20 protein-coding genes are annotated in these 21,449 nt (G+C 63.0%); 8 read left to right on the top strand and 12 right to left on the bottom strand.

What is annotated here, in order from left to right; genetic code table 11:
- Positions 1–25: 25 nt before the first annotated feature.
- The 4 genes from U3648_RS08895 to U3648_RS08880 all read right to left on the bottom strand — a co-directional run bounded on the left by U3648_RS08895 (position 26) and on the right by U3648_RS08880 (position 4,079).
- The gene (locus tag U3648_RS08895) at positions 26–859 is read right to left on the bottom strand and encodes an ABC transporter ATP-binding protein (protein ID WP_420858876.1); all 834 of its coding nucleotides are present in this window, start codon (positions 857–859) and stop codon (positions 26–28) included.
- Positions 856–1,647, bottom strand: a complete 792-nt coding sequence (locus U3648_RS08890; protein WP_129681061.1) for an ABC transporter ATP-binding protein — start codon at positions 1,645–1,647, stop codon at positions 856–858. Before U3648_RS08890 ends, U3648_RS08895 begins: the two co-directional genes overlap by 4 nt.
- Before the next feature lie 93 nt (positions 1,648–1,740).
- On the bottom strand, positions 1,741–2,925 hold the full coding sequence (locus U3648_RS08885) for an ABC transporter substrate-binding protein (protein WP_420858875.1): 1,185 nt from the start codon (positions 2,923–2,925) through the stop codon (positions 1,741–1,743).
- Positions 2,926–3,077: 152 nt separating this feature from the next.
- The gene (locus U3648_RS08880; RefSeq protein ID WP_420858874.1) at positions 3,078–4,079 is read right to left on the bottom strand and encodes a GlxA family transcriptional regulator; all 1,002 of its coding nucleotides are present in this window, start codon (positions 4,077–4,079) and stop codon (positions 3,078–3,080) included.
- 227 nt (positions 4,080–4,306) lie between these two features.
- Here U3648_RS08880 and U3648_RS08875 point away from each other — a divergent pair, with 227 nt between their 5' ends.
- Positions 4,307–5,677, top strand: coding sequence for a class II 3-deoxy-7-phosphoheptulonate synthase (locus tag U3648_RS08875; protein ID WP_420858873.1), 1,371 nt, complete (start codon positions 4,307–4,309; stop codon positions 5,675–5,677).
- A gap of 6 nt (positions 5,678–5,683) precedes the next feature.
- Here the strand turns inward: U3648_RS08875 and U3648_RS08870 are convergent, their stop codons facing one another.
- Positions 5,684–6,364 carry a PAS domain-containing protein gene (locus tag U3648_RS08870; protein WP_420858872.1) on the bottom strand — a complete coding sequence of 227 codons (681 nt, stop codon included), beginning with the start codon at positions 6,362–6,364 and terminating at the stop codon, positions 5,684–5,686.
- Positions 6,365–6,546: 182 nt separating this feature from the next.
- Between U3648_RS08870 and U3648_RS08865 the strand changes: the two genes are divergently transcribed.
- From U3648_RS08865 to U3648_RS08855, 3 genes are read left to right on the top strand one after another with little or no spacing between them, the layout of a single operon-like run.
- Complete coding sequence (locus U3648_RS08865; protein WP_420858871.1) at positions 6,547–7,425, top strand: YicC/YloC family endoribonuclease; 879 nt, start codon at positions 6,547–6,549, stop codon at positions 7,423–7,425.
- Between the two features lie 9 nt (positions 7,426–7,434).
- Positions 7,435–8,079: a guanylate kinase gene (gmk, locus tag U3648_RS08860; RefSeq protein ID WP_420858870.1), complete on the top strand. Its 645-nt coding sequence runs from the start codon at positions 7,435–7,437 to the stop codon at positions 8,077–8,079.
- Positions 8,076–8,606, top strand: coding sequence for a gamma carbonic anhydrase family protein (locus U3648_RS08855; RefSeq protein ID WP_420858869.1), 531 nt, complete (start codon positions 8,076–8,078; stop codon positions 8,604–8,606). Before gmk ends, U3648_RS08855 begins: the two co-directional genes overlap by 4 nt.
- Positions 8,607–8,694: 88 nt before the next feature.
- On the opposite strand, the gene U3648_RS08850 is transcribed toward U3648_RS08855, so the two are convergent.
- Entirely contained in the window at positions 8,695–9,108 is a 414-nt protein-coding gene (locus U3648_RS08850) for a hypothetical protein (RefSeq protein WP_420858868.1), read from the bottom strand.
- Between the two features lie 233 nt (positions 9,109–9,341).
- Between U3648_RS08850 and U3648_RS08845 the strand changes: the two genes are divergently transcribed.
- The 3 genes from U3648_RS08845 (at position 9,342) to U3648_RS08835 (ending at position 12,489) form a co-directional block, all read left to right on the top strand.
- Entirely contained in the window at positions 9,342–10,280 is a 939-nt protein-coding gene (locus U3648_RS08845; protein WP_420858867.1) for a sensor histidine kinase, read from the top strand.
- Between the two features lie 77 nt (positions 10,281–10,357).
- The gene (gene doeA / locus U3648_RS08840) at positions 10,358–11,539 is read left to right on the top strand and encodes an ectoine hydrolase DoeA (RefSeq protein ID WP_420858866.1); all 1,182 of its coding nucleotides are present in this window, start codon (positions 10,358–10,360) and stop codon (positions 11,537–11,539) included.
- Positions 11,540–11,727: 188 nt separating this feature from the next.
- Entirely contained in the window at positions 11,728–12,489 is a 762-nt protein-coding gene (locus U3648_RS08835) for a LuxR family transcriptional regulator (RefSeq protein WP_420858865.1), read from the top strand.
- 383 nt (positions 12,490–12,872) lie between these two features.
- Here U3648_RS08835 and tsf read toward each other — a convergent pair whose 3' ends face one another.
- From tsf to U3648_RS08820, 3 genes are all read right to left on the bottom strand, one after another.
- Positions 12,873–13,748 (bottom strand): translation elongation factor Ts, encoded by an 876-nt coding sequence (gene tsf, locus U3648_RS08830; protein WP_420858864.1) that lies wholly within the window; start codon positions 13,746–13,748, stop codon positions 12,873–12,875.
- A gap of 78 nt (positions 13,749–13,826) precedes the next feature.
- On the bottom strand, positions 13,827–14,594 hold the full coding sequence (gene rpsB, locus U3648_RS08825; protein WP_420858863.1) for a 30S ribosomal protein S2: 768 nt from the start codon (positions 14,592–14,594) through the stop codon (positions 13,827–13,829).
- 152 nt (positions 14,595–14,746) lie between these two features.
- Positions 14,747–15,622: an NAD(P)-dependent oxidoreductase gene (locus U3648_RS08820; RefSeq protein ID WP_420858862.1), complete on the bottom strand. Its 876-nt coding sequence runs from the start codon at positions 15,620–15,622 to the stop codon at positions 14,747–14,749.
- A gap of 97 nt (positions 15,623–15,719) precedes the next feature.
- Here U3648_RS08820 and U3648_RS08815 point away from each other — a divergent pair, with 97 nt between their 5' ends.
- Positions 15,720–18,188 carry a penicillin acylase family protein gene (locus tag U3648_RS08815; protein WP_420858861.1) on the top strand — a complete coding sequence of 823 codons (2,469 nt, stop codon included), beginning with the start codon at positions 15,720–15,722 and terminating at the stop codon, positions 18,186–18,188.
- A gap of 69 nt (positions 18,189–18,257) precedes the next feature.
- Here U3648_RS08815 and hflX read toward each other — a convergent pair whose 3' ends face one another.
- The 3 genes from hflX to U3648_RS08800 form a co-directional block, all read right to left on the bottom strand.
- A complete protein-coding gene (gene hflX / locus U3648_RS08810; protein ID WP_420858860.1) occupies positions 18,258–19,562 on the bottom strand; it encodes a GTPase HflX in 1,305 nt (434 codons plus the stop codon).
- Between the two features lie 5 nt (positions 19,563–19,567).
- Entirely contained in the window at positions 19,568–19,801 is a 234-nt protein-coding gene (gene hfq / locus U3648_RS08805; protein ID WP_129681028.1) for an RNA chaperone Hfq, read from the bottom strand.
- 130 nt (positions 19,802–19,931) lie between these two features.
- Positions 19,932–21,446, bottom strand: a complete 1,515-nt coding sequence (locus U3648_RS08800; RefSeq protein ID WP_420858859.1) for a TrkH family potassium uptake protein — start codon at positions 21,444–21,446, stop codon at positions 19,932–19,934.
- Between the last annotated feature and the right edge of the window lie 3 nt (positions 21,447–21,449).

The following is a 21,449-nucleotide window of genomic DNA, read 5'->3' as shown; positions in this document are numbered from 1 at the left end:
CGCGCCCGGGAAGCACTTCATCAATTTACCCCCCCAGGAAACTTTGACGCACTTCCGGGTCGGCCAGCAGTTCCTTGCCGGTGCCCGTGTGCCCGTTGCGCCCCTGGACAAGGACATAGCCTCGGTCGGCGATTTCAAGCGCCTGTTTGGCGTTCTGTTCCACCATCAGGATCGGGATGCCGGTGCGGCTCACCTCGATAATCCGGTCGAACAATTCGTCCATGACGATGGGCGACACGCCAGCGGTGGGTTCGTCCAGCATCAGCACCTTGGGCTTGGTCATCAGGGCGCGGCCCACGGCCACCTGCTGCCGCTGCCCGCCCGACAGTTCGCCCGCGGCCTGCGCCCGCTTGTCCTTCAGGATTGGGAACAGCTCATAAACCTGTTCCATCGTCTGGCGGATGTCATCCTTGCGGATGAAGGCGCCCATTTCCAGATTTTCCTCGACCGTCATCGACGGGAAGATGTTGCGCACCTGCGGTACGAATCCCATGCCCTTGATCACCCGGTCCTGCGGGGTCAGCGTGGTGATATCCTCGCCATCCAGCAGCACCCGGCCCGACCGGACGTTAAGCATCCCAAAGACCGCCTTCATCGCGGTGGATTTCCCAGCGCCGTTGGGGCCGACGATCACCGCGATTTCACCGGGGTTCACGGCGATGGTGCAGTCATGCAGGATATCGGGGCCCTTGCCATAACCGCCGGTCATGTTTTCACCGATCAGAAACGGTGCGTCGCCGCCGACCGGGACGGCCTTGCCGCTCTTGCCGGGGTAGGGGGCGTCACCCGCCCCATGGGGGTTGGCGATCGACCGGTCCTTGTTGCCGCGCCCGTCCGCGTAGGGGTTGTCGCCGCTCATGCGCCCGTCTCCGCCAGTTGGTCCTTGTTCTTCAGACCGGTGCCCAGATAGGCCTCGATCACGTGCTCGTTGGCCTTGATCTCGGCCAATGTGCCTTCGGCGAGCACCTTGCCTTCGGCCATGCAGATGACCGGGTCACAGATCTTGCCGATGAAATCCATGTCGTGTTCGATCACGACGAAGGTGTAGTTGCGTTCCTTGTTCAGGCGCAGGATCGCATCGCCGATGGTCATCAGAAGGGTGCGGTTCACGCCCGCGCCGACCTCGTCCAGAAACACGATCTTGGCGTCGACCATCATGGTCCGGCCCAGTTCCAGCAGCTTCTTTTGGCCGCCCGACAGGTTGCCCGCCTTTTCGTCCTTCAGGTGGTCGATGGTCAGAAACTCCAGCACCTCGTCCGCCTTGGCCAGCAGCGCGCGCTCCTCGTCCGCAATCCGCTTGCGGCCGAACCATGTGTTCCACAGGGTTTCGCCGGACTGGCCGCCGGGAACCATCATCAGGTTCTCGCGCACGGTCATCGATGAAAACTCATGGGCGATCTGGAAGGTCCGCAGCAGGCCCTTGTGAAACAGCTCGTGCGGGGGCAGGCCAGTGATATCCTCGCCCGCCATGGTGACCCGGCCAGAGGTCGGGGCATGGACACCGGCGATCACGTTGAACAGCGTGGTCTTGCCAGCGCCGTTCGGCCCGATCAGCCCGGTGATTGATCCCGGCTTGATTTCAAGACTGGCGCCATCGACCGCATGAAAGCCGCCGAAATGCTTGTGCAGGTTATCGACCCTGATCATCCCATATCCCCGTCATAGGCGTTAAGACCGCCCGTTATCTTATTGAAACGGCGCGGGAAAACTCCCGCGCCGCTCCTGTCTTCTCAGACCATCTTAGCGGTAGCCGTCGGTGACGAAGGCGCCGCCCGAAACGGTGTATTCGCGGTAGTTACCAGCGGATTCACCGGGGCCGATCAGTTCAACTGCGGTCGCGCCGACGTAGTCGATGTCGCCACCGTTGGCGAGGATTTCCAGCGCCTTGGCAAGTTCACCCGGCTGGATCGGCTCGCCCGGGGCGTTGGCCACATCCATCAGGGTGTTCTTGAAGTCGGCCGAGTTGGACGACCCGGCGGCCTGCATGGCCAGCATGATCAGCGCGGCGGCGTCATAGGATTCCGCGGCAAAAGCCGAGGTCCCGTCGATGCCCGCAGCAGCGGCCATTTCCTGGAACACGGTGGCGCCGTTGCTGTCGGTGCCGGGCAGGGCGCCGAACGACCCATCAAGGTCTGCGCCGATGTTTTCGATCAGGCTGTCGCCATACATCCCGTCTACAAGGTAGAAGGTGTCGAAGGCACCGGTGTCCAGAGACGACTGGATGATGCCACGGCCACCCTGGTCGACGTAGCCGGCAACCACGAGGATTTCACCGCCGGCCGAGGCCAGCGACGCGACTTCAGCCGAGTAGTCGGCCTTGCCGTCTTCGTGGGGGGCGTTGATCGTCACGGTGCCGCCAGCTTCGGCAAACGCTGCTGCAAAGCTGTCAGCAAGGCCCTTGCCGTAGTCGTTGTTGGTGTAGGTCACGGCGACTTCGCCGATGCCACGGTCGGTCAGGATGTCGGCCATCACAACGCCCTGACGGGCATCAGACGGGGCGGTCCGGAAGAACAGACCATTGTCTTCTGCGGTCGACAGACCCGGCGAGGTGGCCGAGGGCGACACCATCACGACGCCGTTCGGAACAGCGACGTTCTGCAGGATCGCGCCGGTCACACCGGAACAGTCCGCACCCATGATTGCGTTGACCCCGTCACCAGTCACCAGACGTTCGGCAGCGGCGGTCGCGGCAGCGGCGTCGATACAGGTGGAGTCACCACGTACGGCCGAAACGGTCGACCCGTCCAGCAGGGTGCCGGCGGCGTTCACTTCGGCAATTGCCATTTCGGCGGCATCGCCCATGGCCGGGGTGATCGATTCCAGCGGGCCGGTGAAGCCCAGGATGATCCCGATCTTGATGTCTTCGGCCGAAGCCGCACCGGCGAGGATGCTGGTTGCCGCAGTGGCAAGAAGCAGTTTCTTCATTCTCATTCTCCCTATCGGATGAAGTATCCTGAACAGGGAGCCTAAGCAGCGGAAAAGCAAAAGGGAAGGGTGAAATGCGGGCCATTTGGCCCGTCATTCACGCCCAAACAGAACATTGTTTCGCAACTGGGGACATGCCCAACCGCAGCGTGTCAGATTGACAGCCGGGCCGCGTGGGCGCCGCGTTCGCGGTAAGGCGTGGTGTCGTAATGCGACCGGTAGCATTTCGAGAAATGCGACGGCGAGGCGAACCCGCAGGCCAGCGCCACGTTGATCACGCTCATATCTGTCTGCATCAGCAGGTTGCGCGCCTTTTGCAGCCGCAACTCCATGTAATACCGTTTCGGGCTGCGGTTCAGATAGCGGCGGAACAGCCGTTCCAGCTGCCGCGTCGACATGCCGACATCCTTGGCAAGCACCGCCGGGCTGATCGGTTCTTCGATGTTCTGTTCCATCATCTGGATGACGCGGGACAGTTTCGGGTGGCGCACACCGATCCGGGTCGGGATCGACAGGCGCTGAGTGTCCTGATCGGTGCGGATCGAGGAATAGATCAGCTGGTCGGCGACCGCGCTGGCCAGTTCCTCGCCATGATCGTCGGCAATCACCTTCAGCATCAGGTCGATGGAGGCCGTGCCACCCGCCGTCGTCATCCGGTTTCCGTCCACGACGAAAACCGACTTGGTCAGGGTCACTTCCTCGAACTCCTCGGCGAAACTGTCCTGGTTCTCCCAGTGGATTGTCGCCTTCTTGCCATCCAGTAGCCCGGCCTTGGCAAGAGTATAGCCAGCGGTGCATAGCCCGCCCATGGTGACGCCCCGGCGCGCCTCGCGGCGCAGCCAGCTGACCATTTTCTTGGTGGTTGCCTTTTGCACATCAATCCCGCCGCAGACCATGACCGTGTCATCGCGGGTCAATTCGTCCAGACCCATCTGCACCGCGAATTCGGTGCCGTTGGAACAGGCAATGGTGCCATCCTGTTCGGCGGCCACCACCCAGTCGTAAAGTTTCTTGCCCGACATCCGGTTGGCGATGCGCAGGGATTCAATCGCGCTGGCAAAGCAAAGCATCGTGAAATTCTCAAGCAGCACAAAGACAAACCGGCGCGGTTTGCCCTTTGCATCCACTTCGACGATTTGCGGCTCGATATCCATCTCCGCGACCCTCTGCCATGCGTTCGACCTGCGGACCTCAACACCTTTTGGAACGCAGGATCAAGGGGTGTCGTTTCCGCCCTCAATAGTCGCTATTGAACCATCACCTGCCCGATTTTGCACCCCTTTTGGCATTGGCCCCCGCGCAGCATCGGGTTATAAGCGCGTCCTGATTGCGCTAAACGACCCGCAATCACTGACCAAAACGATATTCTGGGAGCAAGACGATGACCGAGTGGCAGAAATCTGACTGGCGCGCCAAGCCGCGGGTTCAGATGCCCGACTATACGGATGAAGCCAAGCTGAAGGCTGTGGAAGCCAAGCTTGCCAGCTATCCGCCCTTGGTCTTTGCGGGCGAAGCACGCCGCCTGAAGGCCCATCTGGGCAAGGTGAGTCGCGGCGAGGCCTTCCTGCTTCAGGGCGGCGATTGCGCCGAAAGCTTTGCCGAATTCAGCGCCGACAGCATCCGCGACACCTTCAAGGTGATGCTGCAGATGGCGATGGTCCTGACCTTTGGCGCCAAGGTTCCGGTGGTCAAGGTTGGCCGCATGGCGGGCCAGATGGCCAAGCCGCGGTCGGCCCCGACCGAGGTGATCAGCGGCACTGAGCTGCCCAGCTACCGCGGCGACATCATCAACGGGTTCGATTTCACCCCCGAAGCGCGGATCCCCGATCCGGACCGGATGCTGCAGGCCTATACCCAGGCCGCCGCCACGCTGAACCTTCTGCGCGCGTTTTCGACCGGCGGGTTCGCCGACGTGCACCGGGTCCACGCCTGGACGCTGGGCTGGACCGGTGCGCCGGAGGCCGAGAAATACCGCGCCCTGTCCGAACAGATTTCCAACGCGCTGGACTTCATGAGCGCAGCAGGCCTGAACGCCGCCACCAATCACGAGTTGGAAACGGTCGAATTCTACACCAGCCACGAAGCGCTTCTGCTGGAGTATGAAGAGGCCCTGTGCCGTCTGGACAGCACCACGGGCAAGTGGCTGGCCGGGTCCGGCCATATGATCTGGATCGGTGACCGCACCCGTCAGCCGGACGGCGCCCATGTGGAATTCTGCAAGGGCGTCCAGAACCCGATCGGGCTGAAATGCGGTCCGTCGATGACCTCGGGCCATCTGAAGTCGCTGATGAACAGCCTAAACCCCAACAACGAGCCGGGCCGTCTGACACTGATCGCGCGCTTCGGGGCAGGGTCGGTGGGCGAACACCTGCCGCGCCTGATCAAGGCAGTGCAGGAAGAAGGCGCGAATGTCGTCTGGACCTGTGACGCCATGCACGGCAACACGATCAAATCCTCGACCGGCTACAAGACCCGCCCCTTCGAAAGCGTGCTGCGCGAAGTGAAGGAATTCTTTGCCGTCCACAATGCCGAAGGCACGATCCCCGGCGGCGTGCATTTCGAGATGACGGGCAAGGATGTGACCGAATGCACCGGCGGGGTCCGCGCGGTCACGGACGAGGATCTGTCGGATCGCTACCACACCGCCTGCGACCCGCGTCTGAACGCCTCTCAGTCGCTGGAACTGGCGTTCCTCGTGGCCGAAGAACTGTCGGCCCGGCGCAGCAAGTTGGATCAGGCGGCGACCGCCTGATCCGGATCAGGTATTATCGACAACAAGCCGAAGGGCCGGGCGGGAAGACCGTTCCGGCCCTTCCTGCATCTGGAGTTGTGCCTGCGGGAAATCTGTCCCGTTGGCGAAAATCGGCGCGGACTGCGCGGCCCGGCGCGGCTCTATCCGCTCGCATCGCAGCTTGCGGGACGGGTCGACGTCAAAGCTTCGAACGCCAAGGCCCGGCGCGCCGTCCACCAGAAGCGCCCCAAGAATGCGGTCGATCAATCCGTCTGGTCCCTCCAAAGGCAACAAGAGCATGGTGCCCTGAAGACGGCGGCGCGTCAGCGCTGTCCGGAACTGGACCGGGATTTCCACAACCGCCGGATCGTCAAAACAGCGTTCCAGCAACGTGCCGATCTGTGCCCGGCCTGTCGCCGTGAAAAGGGCCGACAGGGGCATGCCCCGGCCTTCGGCACCGATAAACTGATTGATCCGCTGGCCGCAAACCCGGAACCGCGCGACCTGCTGCGCGGTGCGTTCGAGGATAAAGGCGCTGGGAAGAGCGGCGTCAATGCATGCTGGGTCAACAGCGGTGCGCACCGGCACCGTCCGCGCGCCGCGCAGGTCCGACCAGTAGCGTTCCAGATTGGACAACACCGACCCGCCGGGCGCAACACTGCGCACACCGGGCAGGGGCGGCAAGGCGGAATCGGTTGGGGCTGGCATCGGTTGGTCCTCCAGTCTGGCTGATGCCCCTATTTTGCCGCATTTCCGCCCCTTTCGCACTTAGCATTTCGTTAACAGGTTAATGCGCCCGCCCGGCGGGGTCGCTTTGCCTTGCCCCCGCGCACCCTTTCGCATTAGGTGCTATCGCGACCAGTGAGAGGACGGGACCAGTGATCCGATCAATGACAGCATTCGCCAGCAGGCGCGGGGCCCTTGGGGCAACGGGCTGGGCCTGGGAGATGCGCGGGGTGAACGCGCGGGGGCTGGATTTGCGGTTGCGCCTGCCTGACGGGATCGACGGGCTGGAACCGGCAATCCGCGCGGCGCTACAGGACCGGTTCAACAGGGGCAACATCACCCTTGGGCTGCGCCTGACCCGGGAAGAGGGCCAGCAGGCCGCCACCCTGGATGAGGCGCAGTTGGACCGAATGCTTCAGGCGCTGGACGCGGTGCAGGACCGGGCCATGGCCATGGGCGTCACCCTGGCCCAACCCACCGCTGCCGATGTGCTGAACCTGCGCGGCGTCCTGTCCCAGCGCAGCGACGAGGCAGAGGCAGAGGCGCTGAAACCCGCGCTTCTGGCGGATCTTGCGCCACTTCTGGATGATTTCGCCGCCATGCGGGCCAGCGAGGGCGCCGCCCTGAAACAGGTGATCGAGGGGCAATTGCAGCGGATCGCCGCGCTGGTCGAAGAGGCCGCCACCGCCGCCGAAAGCCGCCGGGACGAGGTGCGCGCCAACATGGGTGCCGCCCTGCGCCGGGTGATGGAGGAGGCGTCCGAGGCCGATCCCGACCGGGTGGCGCAGGAACTGGCCCTGATTGCGGTCAAATCGGACGTGACCGAAGAAGTCGACCGGCTGCGCGCGCATATTGCCGCCGCCCGCGCCCTTCTGGCCGATCCCGCCCCGGCGGGCCGCAAGCTCGATTTCCTTGCGCAGGAATTCAACCGCGAGGCCAATACGCTCTGCTCCAAATCCGGCGCCCCCGGCCTCACGGCGATCGGGCTGGACCTCAAGGCAACGATCGACCAGATGCGCGAACAGATCCAAAACGTGGAATAGACCAAGCACATGCCCCAGACCCGCCGCGGCCTTCTGATCATCCTGTCTTCGCCTTCGGGCGCGGGCAAATCCACCCTGTCCCGCCACCTGCGCGAATGGGACCCGGACATTTCCTTTTCCGTCTCTGCCACCACCCGCGCCCCGCGCGACGGCGAGGTGAACGGGCAGGATTATCATTTCCTGACCGAAGACGACTTCAAGCGGCAGGTGGCCGAAGGCGAGATGCTGGAACACGCCCATGTCTTCGGCAACTTCTACGGCTCGCCCAAGGGGCCGGTGAAGGCCGCCATCGACGCCGGCCGCGATGTTCTGTTCGATATCGATTGGCAGGGGGCGCAGCAAATCCGCAATTCGGACCTTGGCCGCCACACGCTTTCGATCTTCATCCTGCCGCCTTCTATCGCCGAACTGCACCGCCGTCTTGTCAGTCGGGCCCAGGACAGCGACGAGGTGATCGCGAAGCGGATGCAGAAAAGCTGGGACGAGATCAGCCATTGGGACGGCTATGATTTCGTGCTGGTGAACGACGATCTTGAGGCCACCGACGCCCAGCTCAAGACCATCGTATCGGCCACCCGCCTCCGGCGCAGCCAGCAGCCGGGCCTGACCGACCATGTGCGCCGTCTTCAGGCGGAATTCGAGGAGTCCAAATGAGCCTGTACAGCCTGAACGGATTTGCCCCGACCCTTCCCGCCGACGGGGACTATTGGATTGCCCCCGACGCCCATGTGATCGGCAAGGTTGTGCTGGAGAGCGCGACCTCGATCTGGTTCGGTTGCACCCTGCGGGGCGACAACGAACCGATCACCATCGGGGCCGGATCGAATGTGCAGGAAAACTGCATCATGCACACCGACCCCGGTTTTCCCCTGACCATCGGCGCGGGCTGTACCATCGGGCACAAGGCGATGCTGCACGGCTGCACCATCGGCGACAACAGCCTGATCGGGATGGGGGCGACCGTGCTGAACGGCGCGAAGATCGGCAAGAACTGCCTCATCGGGGCAGGGGCCCTGATCACCGAAGGCAAGGAAATCCCTGACGGGTCATTGGTTGTCGGCGCACCGGGCAAGGTCATCCGTACGCTGGATGACGACGCGATCGAAGGACTGCGCCGGTCTGCCCAGAGCTATCAGGCAAACATGCGCCGGTTCCGCGACGGGCTGCGCCGGATTGATTAGTGCGTCAGCCCCCCCCGAGACATCAATGAACGTGGTGAGGTCTTCCAATTCATGCACAGACAGGTGAAGCACGGGTATCGCGCGACGCCTATCGCAGGCGGTCTTTTCGCAGCGTGAATCCACCGGACACCTGAGCCCGGACCTCAAGGTCGACAACTTCAAAATCGACATCCGGCGCGCGGCTACGCACCTCTGCCCGGATCAATTCGGGCCGGGGTAGGGCATTCGCCACCCCCCGATACCGCCCGCGATACCCGCAGCCCTGCAAGACGGTCGCAAGGTCAATGGCGTCAAACCCATGTCCGACAAGGGCCGACAGGATCACATCCGGCGATGGCATCTGCGCCAAATGCTGCTCTAGTTGCCGATAGTCGATGAAATCTATGCCACGAACCGCCGGTAGGGGCTGGTCGGACCCGGCCCATACGTGGATATTGCCCACAACAAGCATGGAAACAACGACGAGGTCTTCGATATCATTTCCAATGTGCTGGACCGCCATCGCGCCAATCCCGATTCGTCCGAAGTGCCATAAAGCAACAGAAGTTTCGCAACAACCATACCAGAGTCACCGCCCACAAGTTTCAATTATAGGGTGAAACATGTATCAGCCTCAATGCCCATACAAAGAAAAATGGCAGCATGTCTGACCCGAATTTGAACACTTTCTTGTTAGCGCTACCCTTTCCGGGGCTGATGATTGGCCCGGACAACCGAATTTCCGCCTGCAATCCCATGGCGGATACCCTTATTGGAACCGGATCGGTCGGTCGCCACTATGTTTCTGCCCTGCGACAGCCCGCTTTGATCGACACAATCGACGATGTCTTCGCGAATGGGACAGGAAAGGTGACCCGGTTCATGGGGCGTGATCCCCTGCGCGATGCGGTCTACAAAGTCACGGTCAACCCAATCGGGACATCCGTTCTGCTGGTGTTCGAAGACCAGACAGAGATCGAACAGGCGGGACAGATGCGCCGCGACTTCGTCGCAAATGTCAGCCACGAATTGCGTACACCGCTGACCGCGCTATTGGGGTTCATCGAAACCCTGCGCGGCCCGGCCCGCAACGACGCCGCCGCCCGCGACCGGTTCCTGTCGATCATGGAGGGCGAGGCCGCGCGCATGTCGCAGCTTGTCTCGGACTTGCTGTCCCTCAGTCGGGTCGAGGAAAACGAGCGGCGGCGACCAACGGACCCGGTGGACCTTGTGGCGCTTATCGACAATGCGGTCAGCGTCCTTGGCCCGGTCGCGGCCACGGCGGGCGTCAGCATCCAGCGAAAGTTGCCCGACCATCCGGTCACGGTGCCGGGGGACGCGGACCAGCTGCGGCAGGTCATCCGCAACCTCGTGGAAAACGCCATCAAATACGGGGTCAGCGGGGGCAGGGTGGTCATCTCTCTGTCCGACCCGGGGCCACAGCCGCTGTTGCGTCTGCCCGGCGTTGTCCTGTCCGTGCAGGACTTTGGCGAAGGGTTTGCCGCGCATCACATTCCGCGCCTGACCGAACGGTTCTATCGGATCGACCGGCACAGATCGCGCGAGGTCGGCGGCACGGGCCTAGGCCTTGCCATCGTCAAGCATATCGTGGGCCGCCACCGCGGGCGGCTTCATGTGGAAAGCGAGCCGGGCAAGGGCAGCCGGTTTTCCGTTGTCCTGCCTACGGCGAATTGAGCGGTGACATGACGTTTTCGGACGGGCGGGGCGCGACTGGCACGTCAAGATAGGGAAAAGAACACGAGGAGGGGCCCATGGCCAATGCAAACCCGGCATTCACCGATGCCGAATATCAGGACCGGATCGCCAAGACCCGCGCCGCAATGGACCAGGCCGGGGTTGACCTGATCCTTGTCACCGACCCGTCCAACATGGCCTGGCTGACGGGCTATGACGGTTGGTCGTTCTATGTGCATCAGGGGGTCTTGCTGGGCCCTGACGGCGACCCGATCTGGTGGGGCCGCGGCATTGACGGAAACGGCGCGCTGCGCACTGTTTTCATGTCCGATGATCATATCCGCGGTTACGAAGACAGTTACGTCCAGAACCCGCTGAAACATCCGATGGAGGACCTGTCCAACCTGATCCGCGAGAAGGGCTGGGACGGCAAGACCCTTGGCGTTGAAATGGACAATTACTATTTCAGCGCAAGCTGTTACACCTCGCTTCTAAAGTGCGGTGCGAACAAGGAGATTGCCGATATCACCGGCATGGTCAACTGGCAACGGGCCGTGAAATCCGCCACCGAGATTGACTATATGCGCAAGGCGGCCCGGATCGTCGAGGCGATGCACGCCACGATCCGCGAAAAGGCCGAACCAGGCCTGAAGAAGAACGAACTCGTGGCCGAGATCTATAGCACCGCGATCAAGGGCGTCGACGGGATTTGGGGCGACTATCCGGCCATCGTGCCAATGGCGCCGTCGGGTCTGGACGCCACCGCGCCGCACTTGACGTGGGACGACCAGCCCATGAAGGAAGGAGAGGCGACTTTCTTCGAAATTGCAGGGGTTTACCGGCGTTACCATTGTCCGCAGTCGCGCACGCTGTTCCTTGGAAAACCGCCGCAGAAATATCTGGATGCAGAGGCGGCGGTGGCCGATGCCTCTGCGGCGGCGCTGGAGTCCGCAAAGCCCGGAAACCTGTGCGAAGACATCGCCAACGCCTTCAACGCGACACTGGCCAAACATGGATTCCACAAGGACAACCGCTGTGGCTATGCTATCGGGCTCAGCTATCCGCCGGACTGGGGCGAACGCACCATGTCGTTCCGCGCCGGGGACAAGACCGTGCTGAAGCCGGGGATGACGTTCCATTTCATGCCCGCGCTCTGGCTGGACGACGGGGGGATCGAAACGACAGAACCGATCCTGATTACGGAAACCGGGTACGAACGGTTGTGCGACACGCCCGCGAAACTGGTCATCAAGGGCTAGAAGGGCACAAACAACGGCTGATCCGGACTTTCGGGTCAGCCGGTCCATTTGTCGCATAATCAGTATTATGTAACATTTGGATTTATCAAACCCCAATGAATCCGCGATGTTCGCGTTTTTCTTGTTCAAATGGTCAGGAGTTGTGATAGCCACTCTACCATGACGGAAGATCGTGGAAAGGCCGACCCGTGACGAGTGTCATCGCGCATCTGGAACAGCTTTCGAACGCGCAGTCGATCGAAGACCTTTGGGCGCTGCATACAGAGCGCATGGATGCCTACGGGTTTGACAGGATCATCTATGGCTTTACCCGCTACCGCACGACCCAGTCTTTGGGTGATCCGCAGGATTGGGTTGTCCTGACGAACCACGGCCCCGCCTATATGGAGCATTTCATCGACGAAGGTCTGGCACACCACGCGCCGATGGTGCGTTGGGCGCTGGAAAACGATGGTGCCTGTTCCTGGCGCTGGATGGCTGAGATGGAGCGCACCGACAACCTGACCCCGTCAGAGCGCAAGGTTCTGGAATTCAATCGCCGCGTTGGCGTGACAGCCGGATACACCATCAGCTTTCGGTCCATTTCGCACCGGACCAAGGGGGCGATGGCACTGACCGGCCGCGAAGGCATGAGCCAGGACGCGGTCGAACAGGTCTGGGCGCGCCACGGGGACGAAATTATCGTGATGAACAACCTTGTTCACCTCAAGATCCTCACCCTGCCCTACAGCGGCGCCCGCCACCTGACGAAACGTCAGCGCGAGGTTTTGGAATGGGTTGGTGACGGCAAGACCACGCAGGACATCGCACTTTTGCTTGGGCTGACCTCGGCCACGATCGAAAAGCATCTGCGCCTTGCGCGCGAGGCGCTGGATGTGGAAACCACCGCTCAGGCGGTCCTCAAGGCGGCGTTTTACAACCAGATGTTCGTTCTCGACCCGCCGGCCTGACCCACCTGAAATCAAGGGGAAAGATTTCGGGCATTGCTCAAGGTTGGGTTTTCCTGACTTTTGCGACGCAACGTCATTTGCCAATCTGTAACTGTTCCGTGAGTGGTGGCCTAAGGCCATAGGGACAAGTGGATTGTATCCCCGCGATTTCGGGACACTCTGCAATCTGCATTCCGGGAAACCGGATGCTGCGGCCCTTCGGGTTTGCCCGGCCGGGTCGCAGCGCAACGCCGCGCAGCTGCCATCATCCCATCCTTGGCAGCCGCCGGTCCCGGGTCCGCCATGACCTCCCGTCCGGCGGAAGGGAAACGGTCCAAAAGACCAAAAGGCCCGCGGTTTGCGCCGCGGGCCTTTCAATTCGGTGGGTGACCAGTGGCTTGGGCTTAGCCCTTGGCCATGGCCTTCACTTCTTCGGCAAAGTTGTCTTCTGCCTTCTCGATCCCCTCGCCCACGGCCAGACGGATGAACCCGGTGATCTCGGCACCGGCTTCTTTCGCGGCTGCGGCGACGGTCAGGTCGGGGTTGATGACGAACGCCTGACCGACAAGGGTCACGTCGGCCATGAACTTCTTCATCCGGCCTTCGATCATTTTTTCGATCACGGCATCCGGCTTGCCGGATTCGCGGGCGATGTCGATCTGAACCTGACGCTCTTTTTCAACCACGGCCGGGTCAAGCGAGGCTTCGTTCAGCGCGGCCGGGTTGGTCGCGGCGATATGCATGGCGACCTGACGGCCAAAGCCTTCGTCCCCACCGTTCATCGCAACCAGAACGCCGATCTTGCCCATACCGTCAGCGGCGGCGTTGTGCACGTAGGACACAACGGTCTGGCCCTCGATCGCGGCCATGCGGCGCAGGGTCATGTTTTCGCCGATCTTGGCGATGGCGTCGGTCAGCACGGTCTCAACCGGCTTGCCGCCCATGTCGGCCGCCTTCAGCGCCTCGGTGTCGGACACGCCAAGCGCGGTCTTTGCGATACCAGCAACCATGCCCTGAAACTCAGCGTTCTTGGCAACAAAGTCGGTTTCCGAGTTCACCTCGACAGCAACACCCTTGCCACCTTCGACAGCAACAGCAACGAGGCCCTCGGCAGCGGTGCGGCCCGATTTCTTGGCGGCCTTGGCAAGGCCCTTGGTGCGCAACCAGTCAACGGCGGCTTCCATGTCGCCATCGGTCTCGGTCAGCGCCTTCTTGGCGTCCATCATGCCCGCGCCAGTCGACTCGCGCAGCTCTTTCACCATCGCAGCAGTGATAGCCATGTTCATTCTCCTTGGAAAAACGGGGTCCGGGCAGCGTGAACCGCCGCCCGGAAATAGGTATTCGAAAGGGTGCGTGCCTTATTCGGCAGCGGCTTCCTCGGCCAGGACTTCCTCGGCCAGCTCTTCCATGGCGCCCATGTCGACGCCGGCAGCGCCCAGCTGGGCGGACATGCCGTCAAGCGCCGCGCGCGAGGCCAGATCACAGTAAAGCGCGATCGCACGGGCCGCGTCGTCGTTGCCGGGGATGACATAGTCAACACCGGCGGGCGAGCAGTTGGTGTCGACCACGGCCACAACCGGGATGCCCAGATTCTTGGCTTCGAGGATGGCGAGGTCTTCCTTGTTCACGTCGATGACGAACAGAAGGTCCGGACGGCCGCCCATTTCGCGGATGCCGCCAAGCGAGGCCTGAAGTTTGGCCTGCTCGCGTTCCATGCCCAGACGCTCTTTCTTGGTCAGGCCTTCAAAGCCACGCTCGGCAGCTTCGTCGATGGCCTTGAGCCGGTTGATCGACTGCGACACGGTCTGCCAGTTGGTCAGCGTGCCGCCCAGCCAGCGGTGGTTCATGTAGAATTGTGCACAGCGCTCGGCGGCTTCGGCGATCGGCTTGGCAGCCTGACGCTTGGTGCCGACGAACAGGATGCGGCCGCCACGGGCGACGGTGTCACGGATGACGTTCAGGGCAGCGTCCAGCATCGGGACGGTCTGCGTCAGGTCCATGATGTGGATGCCGTTGCGCGACCCGTAGATGTACTGACCCATCTTGGGGTTCCAGCGCTGGGTCTGGTGGCCAAAGTGAACGCCGGCTTCAAGCAGCTGACGCATGGTGAACTCAGGGAGGCCCATGTCCTATTTCCTTTCCGGTTTAGCCTCGGCGGGGGATCAGGCCATCTGGCCCAACCGGTGGATGAAATGGGATGTCTCCCCATAACACCCGCCCCCGCCTGCGGGATTGAGTGCGCGCCGTATAGAGCGGGTTTGCGGGATGCGCAAGCCCCCTACCCGTCCAGTTTGCGCAGACGTTTGAACAGGCTGGAGGTATCCCAGCGTCCGCCGCCCATTTTCTGGACTTCCTTGTAGAACTGATCGACCAGCGCGGTGACCGGCAGGCTGGCGCCGGTTTCATTGGCGGTGTCCAGACAGATGCCCAGATCCTTGCGCATCCAGTCCACGGCGAACCCGTGTTCGAAATGATCGTCCAGCATCGTCTCATACCGGTTGACCATCTGCCAGCTGCCCGCGGCGCCCCCGCCGATCACGCTGATCACCTCGCGCCCGTCCAACCCTGCTTTTTCCGCAAAGTGCAGCCCCTCGGACAGGCCCTGCACCAGCCCGGCGATGCAGATCTGGTTGACCATCTTGCACAATTGCCCCGCGCCGCTGTCGCCCAGCCGTTTGCACAGTTTGGAATAGGCGTCGATCATCGGCGCGGCCCGGTCATAGGCGGGTTGTTCGCCGCCGCACATCACCACAAGCTGGCCATTCTCGGCCCCCGCCTGTCCACCCGAGATTGGCGCATCGACAAAGGCAATCCTGGCCTCGGCGGCGGCGGCGTGTAATTCACGCGTGACCTTGGCCGACACCGTGGTGTGGTCGACAAAGACCGCGCCATCGGCCATGCCTGCAAAAGCGCCATCCGGCCCGATGCAAACGCCGCGCAGGTCATCGTCATTGCCGACACAGGACATCACGAACTCTGCCCCCTGCGCTGCCGCCGCCGGCGTATCGGCCATCGTGCCGCCGTGCTGGGCCACCCAGGCCTCTGCCTTGGCGCGCGTGCGGTTATAGACCGTCACTTCGTGACCCGCCGCCGCCAGATGCCCCGCCATCGGATAACCCATGACACCCAAACCCAAGAATGCGACCTTCGCCATCCGCTTGCCCCCTCGCGCTGCCTGTTCAAAACGGTTATCCGATACCTAACGGGCGCAACCGCCCCGTCAACCATTCCTATCCCGTCAGGTGATTTTCATGGTGCAGATCTTTCGTTGGCTGATGCGACTGGCGTCCGGCATGATCGGGCTGGTCGTGCTTGGGTTCGTGTTGTCGTGGTATTTCGCGGCGCGATCCCTGCCCGATTACAGCGGCACGGAAGACGTGGCCGGCATCACAGCTCCGGTCGAGATCGTGCGCGACCATTCCAACGTCCCGCATATTTTCGGCGTGCGCGATGACGACGTGTTCTTTGCCCTTGGCTATGTTCATGCGCAGGACCGGATGTGGCAGATGACCATGCTGCGCCGCACTGCGCAGGGCCGCCTGTCGGAACTGTTCGGGGAGCGCACCTTCCGGATCGACACGCTGATGCGGCGGCTGGACCTCTATAACCTCTCGGTCGCCTCGGTCGATGATCAGTCACCGGAAACACTTGCCGCGCTGAATGCCTATTCGGCGGGCGTCAACGCCTGGCTGGCCGAGGTGAACGAGGGCGCGCGGGGCCGCGGCGCGCCCGAAATGTGGCTGTTCAACCATCCCGTCGCCCCGTGGCAGCCCGCCGATTCCATCGCCATCGTGAAACTCATGGCGGTGCAATTGTCCGGCCATATGGAGGACGAGGTGCTACGCGCCCGAACCTCACTCTTGATCCCATCGGCGCGGGTGGCCGACATCCTGCCCGACGCGCCGGGCACCGGCATTGCCGCCCTGCCCGAATACGCCTCGGTGATCGACAACCTGCCGACCTATGCCGCCAACACCCGCCAGCCTTATGATCCGCTGATGCCCATCAAACCGCTGGGCTTTGGCGGCGCGTCCAACGCATGGGCCGCGGGGATCAGCCGGTCGGCCAACGGTTCGACCCTGATGGCCAATGATCCGCACCTTGGGTTAACCGCCCCGTCGATCTGGTATCTGGCCCGGCTGGAACTGTCCTCGGGCGGGGTGATCGGCGGCACGATCCCTGGCGTCCCGGTGGTGATGACCGGCCGGTCGGCCGACCTGGGCTGGGGTTTGACCACCGCCTATCTGGACGATCAGGACATCTTTATCGAAGAGGTAAACCCCCAGAACCCCGACGAATACCGCGGCCTTGACGGTTGGGTGCCGTTCCGCGCCCGCGACAGCATCATCCAGATCAAGGACGCCCCGGCGCGCACCATCCGCCTGCAATGGACGGACAACGGCCCGGTGCTGCCCCCCGACCAGTTCGATCTTGGCACGATCCGCCCGCCCGGACATGTCACCGCGCTTGGCTGGACCGCCCTGTCGGACGCGGACACCTCGGTCACGGCGGCCATGGGGATCATGCGGGCGCGCAACATCGAACAGGCCATCGACGCGGCAGAGGCCTATGTCGCCCCGGCCCAGAACCTGACTCTGGCCGACCGTAACCGGATCGCCATGAAAATGATCGGGCACATGCCCGCCCGCGACCCGGCCCATGCCACGCGGGGGCGGCTGCCCTCCTACGGCTATGAACCAGCCAACCGCTGGCGCGGCACCATGCCCTATTCCGCCAACCCGGAATTCGTCGATCCCGACGGGGGCATCGTCGGCAACACCAACAACAAGACAGTGGACCGGCCCTTCCCCGAACATGTGTCCTTTACCTATGGCGACACCCAGCGCATCAACCGCTGGCGCCGCTTGATGCAATCGCGCGAGGTGCACACCCGCGAAAGCTTTATCGAGGCGCAGTTGGACACCGTCAGCTTTACCGCCCGGTCGCTTCTGCCGCTGATCGGCGCCGACCTGTGGTTCACCGGCGGGGCCGCGCCCGAAGGCACCCCGGAACGGCGACGGCAAGAGGCGCTGACCCTCCTGTCCGAATGGAACGGCGAGATGAACGAACACATGCCAGAGCCGCTGATCTACGCGGCCTGGGTGCGGGCCCTGCAGGATCGGTTGATCCGGGACGAACTTGGCCCGCTGGCGGATGAATATGTCCACGTCCAGCCCCTGTTCATCGAACGGGTCTACCGCGATGTTTCCGGTGCGTCGGTCTGGTGCGACGTGATCCAGTCGGCCCCGATTGAAACCTGCACCGATATCGCCCGGCTGGCGTTGGACGATGCGCTGGTCTGGATCGGGGAAAACCATCCCGGATCGCTGGAATCGCTGCGCTGGGGCGATGCCCATCAGGCGACCCACGATCACCCGGTTCTGGGCGAGGCGCCGTTCCTGAACTGGTTCGTGAACATCCGGCAATCCACCTCGGGCGGCGACAACACGCTGATGCGCGGGCTGACGGCGGGAAGCGGGGACAACCCGTTCTACAATGTTCACGCCGGTGGATACCGCGGCGTCTACGATTTCGCCGATCCCGACAGCTCGGTCTTCATCATTTCGACCGGCCAGTCCGGGCACCCGCTGTCCAGCCATTACGACGATCTGGGCGAACTGTGGCGGCGCGGCGAATACATCCCGATGTCACTTGACCCCGCGCTTGCGCGGGCGGCGGCGGTCGGGGTGACGGTTCTGACGCCCGAGGCCTCACAGTAAAGGTGGGTTGAAACCCACCATGCGGCCGATTTCAGATTTCGTAGGGTGGGTCTTGACCCACCTTAGCTATCACAGCCTGTCGAACCGCGCCTTCTGCACCTCGGTCCAGGTGACGGTCATGCGGCTTCCGGCCTCTTCCTGATCCTCGGCATCGACGACGCCTTCCTTGAACAGCCACGCCCGCCGTTTGCCATCTGAATATGGCAGGGTCAGAACCTCGGTCACCATGGCCGGGCGCAGCCGCGCCGAAATCCCGGCCAGCAGAGTCTCCAGCCCCTCGCCGGTGACGGCGGACAGGGCGAATAGGTCCTCCGACCGCTCCGCCTGTGTCACCGACGCCTCGCGGTCCCCGGCCTCCAACAGGTCGATCTTGTTCCAGACCTCGATCCGGGGGGTGTCCTCGGGCAGGCCGATCTGTTCCAGGATGGTTTCCACGTCCTCGGCCTGTTCGGCGGATTGCGGATGGCTGATGTCACGCACATGGACCACCAGATCGGCGTCCAGCACCTCTTCCAGCGTGGCGCGGAATGCGGCGACCAGTTCGGTCGGCAGGTCGCTGATGAAGCCCACCGTATCCGACAGGATCACCTCGTCCCCGGCGGGCAGGACCACGCGGCGCATGGTCGGGTCCAGGGTGGCGAACAGCATGTCCTTGGCGAACACCTCTGCCCCGGTCAACCGGTTGAACAGGGTGGATTTTCCGGCGTTGGTATAGCCCACCAGCGCGACAATCGGGAACGGCACCTTGGCGCGGGCCTTGCGGTGCAGGTCGCGGGTCTTCACCACCTTGTCCAGCTGGCGGCGCAGGCGCACCAGTTGTTCATCAATTGCGCGGCGGTCCGCCTCGATCTGGGTTTCGCCGGGGCCGCCGACAAAGCCAAGGCCGCCCCGCTGCCGTTCAAGGTGGGTCCAGGCCCGGACAAGGCGGGTGCGCTGATAGGCCAACGCGGCCATTTCCACCTGCAACACCCCTTCGCGGGTGCGGGCCCTGTCCGAGAATATCTCAAGGATCAGCCCCGTCCGGTCGAGGAGTTTGACCCCCCATTCCTTTTCAAGGTTGCGCTGCTGCACCGGGGTTACTGGACCGTCAACCAGCACCAGTTCGGCCTCTGCCTCGGCGATCCGCTCTTTCAACTCGGCAATCTTGCCCGACCCGAACAGCCAGCCCGGCTGCACCTTTGGCAGCGGCACGACCTCGGCCCCGGCCACGACCAGATCAGGCAGCGCCGCGGCCAGCGCCACGCCTTCGGCCAGCGCCGGGCCAGCCGCCCGGCGGTCGCGGTTCGATTTGATGTCTGGATGCAGCACAAAGGCCCGCGTCACGGGCGGCTTGGTGTCACTGCCGGTCCGGCGATCGGACCCGTCATCGCCCATGATGGCTATTCTTCACCGTCGTAAAGGTTGATCGGCTGCGCAGGCATGATGGTGGAAATCGCGCTCTTGTAGACAAGCTGCGACTGCCCATCCCGGCGCAGAAGCACGCAGAAGCTGTCGAACCAGGTAATCACGCCCTGAAGCTTGACCCCGTTGACGAGGAAAATCGTCACCGGAACCTTGGTCTTGCGCACATGGTTAAGGAATGCATCCTGTAGGTTCTGCTTGTCAGCCGCCATTGGCCCAACCCTTTTGTTCTTGCGGCCGCGGACCGGCCTTGGTGTCCCTTGCAGGTTGAGTATGTAGAAGCGTGAGGCGAGTTTCCAGCCCAAAAAACAAAGAACTACCGGCAGGAGCCGCCTTCTGTGACTAGTTGCGCCAGAAATGGGGGTTCAAAAGGGCGATGATGGCCAGCGCCTCCAGTCGGCCAAGGACCATGGCAAAGGCGAGGATCGTCTTGGCAAGGTCGGGGATGCCCGCGATCGAGATCGGGTCTTCGGCGGCAATCTCGGCCAGCGGACCTGTCGTGGACAGGGCCGCCACCGCCAGAACCATCGAATTTTCGAACTGCACCCCCGTCAGGGACAGGGCCACCATGACCCCGACGATGGACAGGGCGAACAGCATGAAGAAGATCCACGCCACATAGGCCCCCTGCCGCCGGATGCTGCGCGCCTCTTGCCCGGCCCCGCCAACAGAATGTGGATGGACCAGCCGTTCCAACTCTCGCTGGGAATGCCGAAACAGGGCATAGACCCGCAGCAGTTTCACCCCGCCCGCCGTGGTCGCGATCCCACCGCCGGTCAGCGCAAGCCCGATCAGGACAAGCCCCGGCGTCGACAGACCCGACCAATCCGCTGCCCCCATCCAGTAGCGCGATTCAAACCCGGTGGTGGTCAGGAAAGACGCCACGGTAAACAACCCGCCCCAAAGCGCCTCGAAGGCGGCGCGAAACCCGCTAAGCGACTGTTCATCAATCGCCCCGAAGAAATGGCGCAGGAACAGGAAGGCCGGCACCAACACCAAAAGGGCCAGCCCCATGCGAAACTCGGGGTCACGCCAAAGGCCGCCGCGATCCTCGCCCGCCAACCCCCGGCTAAAGGTCAACCGGGACAGGGCGAAGACATAGAAAATCAGGATCAGGAATTCCCCCCAGAACCCTGAACCGGCCCAAAACAGCCCGCCCGTCGCCGAGATGCCCGAGGTCGACAGAACAGCCATCGCATGGATCAAGGCGACAACCGCCCTTTCCCCGGTCAGCATCAGGCCCAGCCACAACACGACCGTCAAACCAAGGTAGATCGGCGCCAGCCGCGCGCTGAACCGTGCCAGCCGTTCCGACGGGTCCGCGATCCGCCCGATCTGCACCATCGCCCCACCGCCGCGCCGGGGTTGGGCCCGGACCTCGAACCCGCCAAGGTTCAACGGCGCAAGGATCGCCAGCGCCGCGACCCAGACAAGGAACCCGCCCATCCAGCCAACCTGCGCCCGCCAAAGATGCAAAGCCGTCCCCAGCCGCCAGGGCGCGTCGAATACCGTGGCGCCCGTCGTGGTAAAGCTGGACACCATTTCAAACCAGGCGTCCAGAAAACTGATCCGCCCGACCGACACCCAGAACGGCACCGCCAACATGATCGGCAGGACCGTGAAGGCTGCCAGCAATGTCGTCAAATGGCTGCGCGCGGCGCTGCGCGGCGCATAGTTCACGGTCGCCAGCGCGATCAATACGGTCAGGATCCCAAACAGGACAAAGCCGTAGAAGAACACCCGTCCCGACACGAATTGCCCCGTCGCCGCCCCGTGAACCGCGGGCATCAGCATGGCTACGGCCCCTGCCCCCATCAGCAGGACAAAGAACGGCAGCGCGGTGATCCGGGACAGCATGGG

Source organism: Marivivens marinus, from assembly GCF_035969385.1.
Lineage (GTDB): Bacteria > Pseudomonadota > Alphaproteobacteria > Rhodobacterales > Rhodobacteraceae > SELP01.
This window is presented reverse-complemented; position numbering and strand designations above follow the sequence as displayed.